Here is a 9,203-nt window from a genome sequence, read left to right as displayed (position 1 = left end):
GGTTTTAAGTTTACTTATGCCTAGCTACTTAATTAATTGATGGTTTGCAAATATCGGGGCATACCTGATTTTGCAGTAGAGACTATGGTGCATCGATAACAGGAGATCCTTTACTGTTACAATTAACTCAGAAATATATCTACATAACTCTTCTATTTAGAAATATGTCATTACTGCTTACATCTCCCTTTTTCGCGCCCATTGTCTATGCGACGATCGCAGGTGCATATTTACTGGTAATCCCCCTGTTAGTGCTCTTTTATTTCAAAGCACGTTGGTACAAAACAGGTTCTCTAGAAAGAGTATTTCTCTGCTTTTTAGCCTTTTTCTTCTTTCCTGGACTATTATTACTATCCCCATTCTTTAATTTTCGTCCTCAAGCAAGAGCCGTTTGAGATTAGGTCGCAATCTTAAAGATAAAATCTTAAATATCTTACCTTTAAGATTTTATTTTTAAGATGATTAAGCCCATGATCGTCAGATTTCAGTCAATAGCGGGAGATATAGGGAGAATTTACTAATTGTCCTTCCCGATTCTCAAGTCTTAAGTAGATGTTCATGATTAATTACACATCCAAACCTGTAAAGTTGCGCCCCACAGGGGCGTAACTTTACAGGTTTGGGTAATTTATGCACAAGTACTTATGTAAACGCTAATTTGTCTAAATTTTAACTAGATGACAACTATTTCTTAACCTTTATTTCTTAACCTTTTCTTCTGGAAGGAAGCCCTTAGAGATTAAAACTATGCGCCGTATTGATGCCATAGCGATTATGGTAGCTTTTTTTGGATTTGGTGGTTTCGCCTTTGGGATGTTTCGAGCCTATGGTTTCGATACAACCAATGCAGGGGTATGGAGCCAAGTGGTTTTAGTTGGTGTTTTAATAGCTTGGATTTCGACCTATGTATTTCGAGCCGTTACGCAAACTATGACCTATAACCAACAGCTTGATGATTACAAAAAAGCAGTTTTGGCTAAGCGCTTAGAGGAAATGTCACCTGAGGAGCGGAATGTTTTACTTGCAGAAGTAGAGGCAGAGCATCAGTTAGGTCGACAAGTTCAACCAATAGATCAAAAAGCCGTCAAAGATGAATGAATCAGCGATCGCCTTACTACTCACTGTTTCATCCGAAACCTCTCGCAAAGCGAATTAGTTCTTTTGGTTTCCCAAGAGATTTGGGAGAACGCTTTCAGATAGTCCAGAAGTGGCTGTATTTTGCCAGTGATGGGGAACCATCAAATTTAATTGCTGAAGCGCAATTTTTGCATGATATTTTTGTTGATATTTTAGGGTATAAGTCTCCTTTTGAGACTAGTGGTGGTGCGTGGGAGCTAGAATTACACCCCAATCCTGCCCTTGGTTTTTTTACCGAAACCTCAGTCAATGTAATTGCCGAAGTTAGGGTTAATACGGCGGAAGAGGGAGCAATCGTTAAACCCGAACCAGAGTATGAAACAACTGAATGGCTGATTGTTTTAGATTATCGAGAAATTTGTCTTTACCACCGTGACGTATCGAGTTTGTTCTGTCAGCGATTTTCTTGGGAGTCTTTGGCGGATTTAGATCAGTTTAAGGCTTTTTATTTTTTGCTGTCGCGACGAACTTTACTTAGGGGAATTGCAAATAGTGAAGAACGATCGCGAACTACCCATTTACTAGAGGAGTCACACCAACTCGAATCGGAATTTCTCAAAAATTTTTACAGTCACTTCTACAAAATTCGCAGTCAGTTAATTAAGGATTTCCGCTATCGGTTGCAATTGTTAGCCCATCCTTCTCAGTCCGTACAAACCAATCTCCAAATCAAGGCGGAAGATGCGATCGCGATCGCTATTTATCAAGCCCAAAAATTATTAAACCGCATCTTATTTATCGCTTACTGCGAAGACCGACAGCTATTACCCACCAATTTAATTAAGGATGCCTATGAATTTGTAAATCCCTATATCGAGCAACCAATTTGGGAAAACTATAAAGCAATATTTGGTTGGGTACAAAATGGTAATGCTAATTATTCCATGCCAATCAATGCTTACCCATCGGGGCTATTCGCGAGCGATCCCATTCTAGATCGGGCTTTATTTGTGGGTGATGAATTATGCCGTCAGATTAAAGAGATTACCCGTTTTGACTTTTGTGAAGATATCACCCGTCATATCCTTACCTGTCTTTTTGATGAATCGATCAAGGAATTATCACAATATCGTAAAGATCTGAGCAATCTCAGTAAACGTCGCATTCCCAAATTGCCTTGTAAAGCGATTTTGCAAAGTGAATCGGTAATTCGGGTTTTGAAACAGCACCTATCTATATCCAAGATTCCTCGTGAGGGCGATCGCCGATTCACTCAAGATACTCTAGCCTATTGCCAAGAATATCAAGAGCGTTTATTAAAGGTTAAAGTTTTGCATCCCAAGTGTGGGGCTGGGGTATTTCTGGTCACTGCCTTAGAGTTTTTGCTGTCCGAACACGAGCGCATCTATCATTTATTAACCAAGTTTACCAATGATGTCGAATCGATCGCCTATACAACTCCTGCGGAGACGATCGCCCATATTTTGCAACATAATCTATTTGGCTGTGATGTTGTGGAAGAGTCTATCGAAATCACGCGCCTTTCCCTCTGTTTGCGATCGCTAGAAATCTACGTCTATTTGCCAAATTTTGAGCAGAATATTCAGCTAGGCGATATCTCAGCCTGTGATTTTGGGGCAGAATTTAATGCGGCAAATGAGCGTGGTGAAGTGGTAATTCTCAAATAAAAGCCCTGCGAAGCAGGGCTTTTATTTGAGTCTAGGCTTCGTAGGCTTCTAGAGGTAGGCAAGAACAGACAAAATTGCGATCGCCATAGGCATTATCAATCCGTCCAACGCTCGTCCAGAACTTATGTTCCTTTAGCCAAGGTGCGGGATAGGCAGCTTGTTGACGGGTATAGGGGTGAGCCCATTGGTCGGCTAAGAGAGATTCCGCCGTATGTGGCGCATTTTTGAGGGGATTATCAAGTTTATCGAGATCGCCAATGGAGATCGCCTTGACTTCTTGCTTAATTGCGATCATCGCCTCACAGAAGCGATCGAGTTCCGCTTTCGACTCGCTCTCCGTCGGCTCGATCATCATCGTTCCCGCGACTGGCCATGACATGGTGGGTGCATGGAAACCATAATCCATCAAGCGCTTTGCCACATCATCCACCTCAATCCCTGCGATCGCCTTGCAATCATGCAGATCGATAATACATTCATGGGCAACAAAACCATTTTTACCCTTATAGAGAATTGGATAATGGGGAGCAAGGCGATGCGCCATGTAATTAGCATTCAAAATCGCCACTTCTGTTGCCAATTTGAGTCCCTTCGCTCCCATGAGAGCGATATATACCCATGAGATCGTCAGAATACTGGCACTCCCCCAAGGAGCCGCCGAAATCGTCGTTTGATCGGGATCATCCGTAAAAGGATGTTTTGGTAAAAATGGTACTAGCTGCGGTGCGACGCAAATTGGTCCCATTCCAGGACCGCCGCCTCCGTGGGGGATACAAAAAGTCTTATGCAAATTCAAGTGGCAGACATCCGCACCGATATCTCTTGGACGACAAAGCCCAACTTGGGCATTCATGTTTGCGCCATCCATATAGACCTGTCCACCGTAATAGTGAATGGTGTCACAGATATCCTTAATCGATTCTTCAAATACGCCGTGGGTTGAAGGATAGGTAATCATGAGAGCAGCAAGTTCGTACTGATGCTTTGCGGCTTTTTCTTTCAGGTCATTGACATCAATATTGCCTTCCCGATCGCAATTTACTGTGACCACCTTCATCCCAGCCATAACGGCGCTAGCAGGATTAGTCCCATGGGCTGAAGTCGGAATGAGGCAGATATGGCGATTGGTTTGTCCGCGATGGAGATGATATTCGCGAATAGTCAGCAGTCCTGCATATTCTCCCTGAGAACCTGCATTCGGCTGAAGCGACACTCCCGCGAAACCAGTGATTTCCGCCAGCCAAGTTTCTAATTGTTGAAAAAGAATTTGATAGCCTTGAGTTTGTTCTAATGGCACAAAGGGATGAATGTTCCCAAATTCAGCCCACGTAACGGGAAGCATTTCTGAAGTGGCGTTTAACTTCATCGTGCAGGAGCCGAGGGGAATCATTGATGTTGTTAAGGATAAATCCTTCGCTTGCAAGCGATAGATATAACGGAGCAGTTCTGATTCAGAATGATAGGAATTGAATACGGGATGAGTGAGATAGGAGGAATTACGGATTAGGGAATTGGGAATTGGGAATTGGGAATTGGGAATTGGGGATTGGGAATTAGATATTTTCTCGCTAGCAAAAATTTCGATCAGATCGGTTAAATCTTGTTTGGCGACGGTTTCATCTAAACTAATGGCGATCGCCCCATCTTCAAAGTAGCGTAAGTTAATTTGCTTGGCAGCGGCTCGGATTCTAACTTCATTCATTGAGAGTCCGTTTAACTCTATCCGAATCGTATCGAAGAAAGAGTGATGCGTAACGGTATGTCCTAAATTCTCTAAGGCTCCAGCAAGGGTCGAAGCTAAGAGATGTACTCGCTGGGCAATCCGCTTTAACCCTGATGCGCCGTGATAGACCGCATACATACTCGCCATGATCGCCAACAAAACTTGCGCTGTACAAATGTTGCTGGTTGCTTTGTCTCGACGAATATGCTGTTCGCGGGTCTGTAGAGCTAAACGTAGGGCGGGACGACCATGGACATCTTTAGAAATGCCGATCATGCGTCCTGGCATTTGTCGTTTGTAGGCATCCTTTGTCGCCATATAAGCAGCATGGGGACCACCATAGCCCAAGGGAACGCCAAGCCTCTGGGCACTCCCGATCGCAATATCAGCCCCTAACTCGGCGGGAGCTTTAATCAAAGTAAGCGCTAGTAAATCGGCGGCAACGATCGCTAAGCCACCGCGATCGTGAATTTGCTGAATACATGGGCTGTAGTCATAAATCGCGCCATCGCTAGCAGGATATTGCAGCAAAATGCCAAAGTAACTCTCATCAAATATAAATTCGTCATGTTTGGCAATTTCCACTTCAATCCCTAAGGGAATTGCGCGGGTTTTCACAACAGCGATCGTTTGCGGATGACAATCAGCCGATACAAAGAATTTATTACCTTTGTTCTTGGCAAGTCCTGCCGCCATTGTCATTGCTTCAGCCGCCGCTGTTCCTTCATCTAAAAGCGAAGCATTGGCAATCTCTAAACCCGTCAGATCGATAATCATGGTTTGGAAGTTTAGTAGGGCTTCCAAACGTCCTTGAGCGATTTCAGCTTGGTAGGGAGTGTACTGGGTATACCACCCTGGATTTTCTAAAATATTGCGCTGAATAATTGGTGGCGTGATGCAGTTGTAATAGCCAGTACCGATATAAGATCGCCAAACTTGGTTTTTTGAGGCGATCGCTTTCAATTCCTGTAGCAACTCGTATTCCCCACGCGCTTCCCCCAATTGCAATGGCTGCCTAGTGCGAATAGCCTTAGGAACGGTCTTGTCGATCATTTCATCGAGAGATTCACAACCGATCGCAGCAAGCATCTGCTGAATCTCTGCGGAGGTTACACCGATATGACGGCGAATAAAACTATCAGTTGGGGCAAGTGCATCATTACTGAGGCAATCTGCAATGAGGCAATTTGCTAAGTAGTCGGTATGGTTGGGATTTGGGGAAAGGGCTGGAACCCTCGATTCTTCTATTTTTGTGGTTTCGGCGATCGAAGAATCTTGGGCGGTCACGGTGAGCGAAGGTTCCAACATAGATTTGTAGCTTGGGTAAATATGTCTATGCTATTACAAATTTATTACAAAGTGTTAAGCATTACTTACAACTGGTTTGTGGAAGTGCCCTCCGAAGGGGGCGCTTCCACAAACCAGTTAGGATTGCTTTAGATCTGTATAATCTTCATCACCATCGGTATTTATATCTTGTGCATATCTGGCTCTAACAGACAAAATTACTTCCGCGATTGCTCCTAACTCATCCAAACCACAGTTATCCCAAACCATATTTAAGACTTTTTATGCAGATCGATGTAAAACTAAAACGGCAGAAACTAGGTAAGAAATTTTCTTGGACTCCATACCTATTTCTATTACCCGCGATCGCTTTTCTTGGTCTAACTTCATTTTTACCAGTATTACAAGCAATATATCTGAGTTTTACTGATTATGATTTTGTCGGCAGCCCAACCTTTACTGGGTGGCGCAACTATATAAACCTTTTCAAAGATCAAACCTTCTGGAAAACCCTAGGTAACACCCTCACCTACTTAATATTTGCAGTTCCGAGCCTAGTTGTTTTACCTCTATTCTTAGCAATATTAGTCAATCAAAAATTACGCAGTATTAATTTTTTTAGAGCAATTTATTACTTCCCAGTAATTGTTTCTGTGGTCGTGGCAGGAATTGCTTGGAAGTGGGTTTACGCCCAGAATGGAATCTTAAACTATTTTCTTTCGGCGATCTCATTTCAATCTGTAACAATTCCTTGGCTTACCGATCCGAAAACCGCTATCTTTGCCATTATCGCCGTAGTTGTATGGCGAGGTGTTGGCTACTATATGGTAATTTATCTGGCGGGATTGCAGGCAATCCCTGCCGACTTGTATGAGGCGGCAGCAATTGATGGATCTGACGGTTGGCAAAAGCATTGGGATATTACCATTCCGCTAATGAAGCCATATATTATTTTAGTGGCAGTAATTTCTGCGATTGGGGCAATGAAAGTCTTTGAAGAAGTTTATATCATGTCTCAAGGTGGCCCTGCGAATAGTACTAAAACCGTTGTTTACTATTTATATGACAAAGGTTTTACCAGTTTAGAAATGGGATATGCATCGGCGATCGGAGTATTTTTATTTCTAATCATCTTTATTATTTCAATCCTAACCTTTAAATTTATTAATCCCGCTAAGGTAATTACCTAAATACCTCAGCATAATTAAAATATTGTCTCTCTTGACAATATTACTCATGTTTGCAACCTATGTCTAAGACTATTTCTAAAACTATTTCTAAAACTATTTATTCTCTACTATTTCTATTTTGTATTTCTTTGGCGATCGCTCCTTCAGCATTCTCTGAAGATCGACAAACCACTATCTCCAAAACAAATCTAGATTTTCAATCCCAATTTTCGCGTCATTTAGCTCAAAATTTGCAGGAGGCAAAATCTGAGGGTTGTTTTGTTTTATACGACCTCAAACGCGATCGCTATATTCGCTACAACTCCCTCCACTGTCAAAAGCGCTATATTCCTGCCTCAACCTTTAAAATTTTTAATTCATTGGTTGCCCTTGAGACCAAGGCGATCGCCGATGAAAATACCGTAATTCCTTGGAATGGAGTTAGTAATCCATCCTTTCCCGATTGGAATCAAGACCAAACCATGCGGACAGCTTTTAAGCGATCGGTAGTTTGGTTTTATCAAGACTTAGCGCGACGCGTTGGCAAGGAGAGGATGGCGAAGTATATTCAAGCTGCTGACTACGGCAATCAAAATATAGAAGATAAAATTGATACTTTTTGGTTGAAAGGTAAACTAAGGATTTCGCCTGAGGAGCAGATTAAGTTTTTAGTCAAACTATACAAAGACGATTTGCCCTTCTCTCCTGCGGTGATAAATACAGTTAAGGACATCATGGTTATCGAGCGTCAAGAAAATTACACCCTTCGAGGTAAGACTGGCTGGGGCATTAATGTTGATGGATTGCAAAATATTGGTTGGTACGTCGGTTATATAGAAAGAGATAATAACGTCTATTTCTATGCTTTGAATATGACAAATCAAGATCCAAAGTTTGACATGATCCCCATTCGCAAAAAGATTTTATTTGATACCTTGAGAGATTTACAACTCGTTGAATAGAAAAGAGCCGCGCAAAGCGCGGCTCTTTTCTAGAAAGAATATTCCAAGATATTTTTATTAATTATGAATAGAAAAAGCCAGAAATCATCCCAAAGATCATCCCAAAGATCATTATTTAATATCCTGAAAAATATTCCTCAATTTATGCTTTTAATCGCGATCGCCACTGTAACGGTATTTCCTTTACTCTGGCTCGTGAGTACCGCCTTTAAGTCGCCCACAGAAAACATTTTCCAATCCGTCCCGCAGCTATTGCCTTCCCAGCCCACGTTGGAAAATTTTATCAAGGTCTGGCAAAACTCTCGATTCGATCTTTATCTTTGGAATAGTTTTTTTGTTTCCAGCATCACCGTCATTCTTAATCTTCTATTCTGCTCCCTTGCCGCATTCCCGCTGGCGAGACTGGAATTTAAAGGAAGAGATCCTATCTTTTGGGCGATCGTGGGAACGACCATGATCCCCTTTCAAATTACGATGATCCCCCTATATATCTTGGCAGTACAGTTAAATCTAAAAAACACCTATGCGGGTTTAATTTTTCCCTACGTAATTTCGGCTTTTGGGATCTTTCTATTGCGTCAAGCCTTTCAAAGCGTACCCAAAGAAATGGAAGAAGCAGCAAGAATGGATGGTTGTTCGAGTTTAGGGATTTGGTGGCACATTATGTTGCCAGCGGCATATCCCGCATTAACTACCCTAGCCGTGTTTACTTTTGTGGCAATGTGGGGCGATTTTCTATGGCCATTAGCGATCGTGGATAAGGCTGAGCTATATACCCTACCGCGCGGAATCGCCAGTCTTGCCAGTGCTTTTTCTGAGGATTGGCGTTTAATCGCCGCAGGTTCGGCAATTTCTATGGTGCCTGTAGCGATCGTGTTTGTATTTCTCCAACGCTATATCATTCCTACAGAAGCGAGTGTAGGCGTTAAGGGGTAAGGCGGCGCTTCGCGCCGCCTTACCGCCTTACCTATTTTGTACTTGTTATTAGTCCGTACTTAGGTTAGTTTATGATGCGTAAGATATGGATTTAAAATTTAACCTAGATTTAATATTTTATTGAATATTTTATTTAATATTTTGAGTAGCCTTGCCCCATAGCCCGTTCCATAAATTCAGCATTTAAGGGAAGCAATCCGCACGTCAGCAACCCCGCACTGAAGTGACGGGGCTTCTAGCCAAAAGCTAGGAGCCGTGCTGACCAGCCAAAGTCTTAACTGACTACGTTATTTAGGTCACGACACCTCGGAATGCGTGCTAGTTCCCCGCACTGTCGTTTGCAATTAAACAGTTCTAAGGT

Annotated in this window: 8 protein-coding genes; 6 read left to right on the top strand and 2 right to left on the bottom strand. The window is 42.4% G+C overall.

Annotated features, from left to right (window positions below):
* Positions 1–164: 164 nt before the first annotated feature.
* The 3 genes from ndhL (at position 165) to AC805_RS00295 (ending at position 2,765) form a co-directional block, all read left to right on the top strand.
* Positions 165–395 carry an NAD(P)H-quinone oxidoreductase subunit L gene (ndhL, locus tag AC805_RS00305; protein ID WP_055073559.1) on the top strand — a complete coding sequence of 77 codons (231 nt, stop codon included), beginning with the start codon at positions 165–167 and terminating at the stop codon, positions 393–395.
* Between the two features lie 352 nt (positions 396–747).
* The gene (locus AC805_RS00300; RefSeq protein WP_055073558.1) at positions 748–1,098 is read left to right on the top strand and encodes a DUF3007 family protein; all 351 of its coding nucleotides are present in this window, start codon (positions 748–750) and stop codon (positions 1,096–1,098) included.
* Complete coding sequence (locus AC805_RS00295) at positions 1,095–2,765, top strand: hypothetical protein (protein ID WP_055073557.1); 1,671 nt, start codon at positions 1,095–1,097, stop codon at positions 2,763–2,765. The genes AC805_RS00300 and AC805_RS00295 overlap by 4 nt, the downstream gene beginning before the upstream one ends.
* A gap of 31 nt (positions 2,766–2,796) precedes the next feature.
* Here the strand turns inward: AC805_RS00295 and gcvP are convergent, their stop codons facing one another.
* Both gcvP and AC805_RS27045 read right to left on the bottom strand, forming a co-directional pair.
* The gene (gcvP, locus tag AC805_RS00290; RefSeq protein WP_156341258.1) at positions 2,797–5,796 is read right to left on the bottom strand and encodes an aminomethyl-transferring glycine dehydrogenase; all 3,000 of its coding nucleotides are present in this window, start codon (positions 5,794–5,796) and stop codon (positions 2,797–2,799) included.
* A 117-nt stretch (positions 5,797–5,913) separates the two neighbouring features.
* Positions 5,914–6,045, bottom strand: coding sequence for a hypothetical protein (locus AC805_RS27045; protein WP_269433532.1), 132 nt, complete (start codon positions 6,043–6,045; stop codon positions 5,914–5,916).
* 14 nt (positions 6,046–6,059) lie between these two features.
* Between AC805_RS27045 and AC805_RS00285 the strand changes: the two genes are divergently transcribed.
* The 3 genes from AC805_RS00285 (at position 6,060) to AC805_RS00275 (ending at position 8,842) form a co-directional block, all read left to right on the top strand.
* Positions 6,060–6,965, top strand: a complete 906-nt coding sequence (locus AC805_RS00285) for a carbohydrate ABC transporter permease (protein ID WP_055073556.1) — start codon at positions 6,060–6,062, stop codon at positions 6,963–6,965.
* A 59-nt stretch (positions 6,966–7,024) separates the two neighbouring features.
* On the top strand, positions 7,025–7,906 hold the full coding sequence (gene blaOXA / locus AC805_RS00280; RefSeq protein WP_072143476.1) for a class D beta-lactamase: 882 nt from the start codon (positions 7,025–7,027) through the stop codon (positions 7,904–7,906).
* Between the two features lie 63 nt (positions 7,907–7,969).
* On the top strand, positions 7,970–8,842 hold the full coding sequence (locus AC805_RS00275) for a carbohydrate ABC transporter permease (RefSeq protein WP_055073555.1): 873 nt from the start codon (positions 7,970–7,972) through the stop codon (positions 8,840–8,842).
* The last annotated feature ends 361 nt before the right edge of the window (positions 8,843–9,203 follow it).

Origin of the sequence: Pseudanabaena sp. 'Roaring Creek' (genome assembly GCF_001402795.1) — a bacterium.
Classification (GTDB): domain Bacteria; phylum Cyanobacteriota; class Cyanobacteriia; order Pseudanabaenales; family Pseudanabaenaceae; genus Pseudanabaena.
The sequence above is the reverse complement of the archived record's forward strand: the minus strand, read 5'-3'. Positions and strand labels throughout refer to the sequence as shown.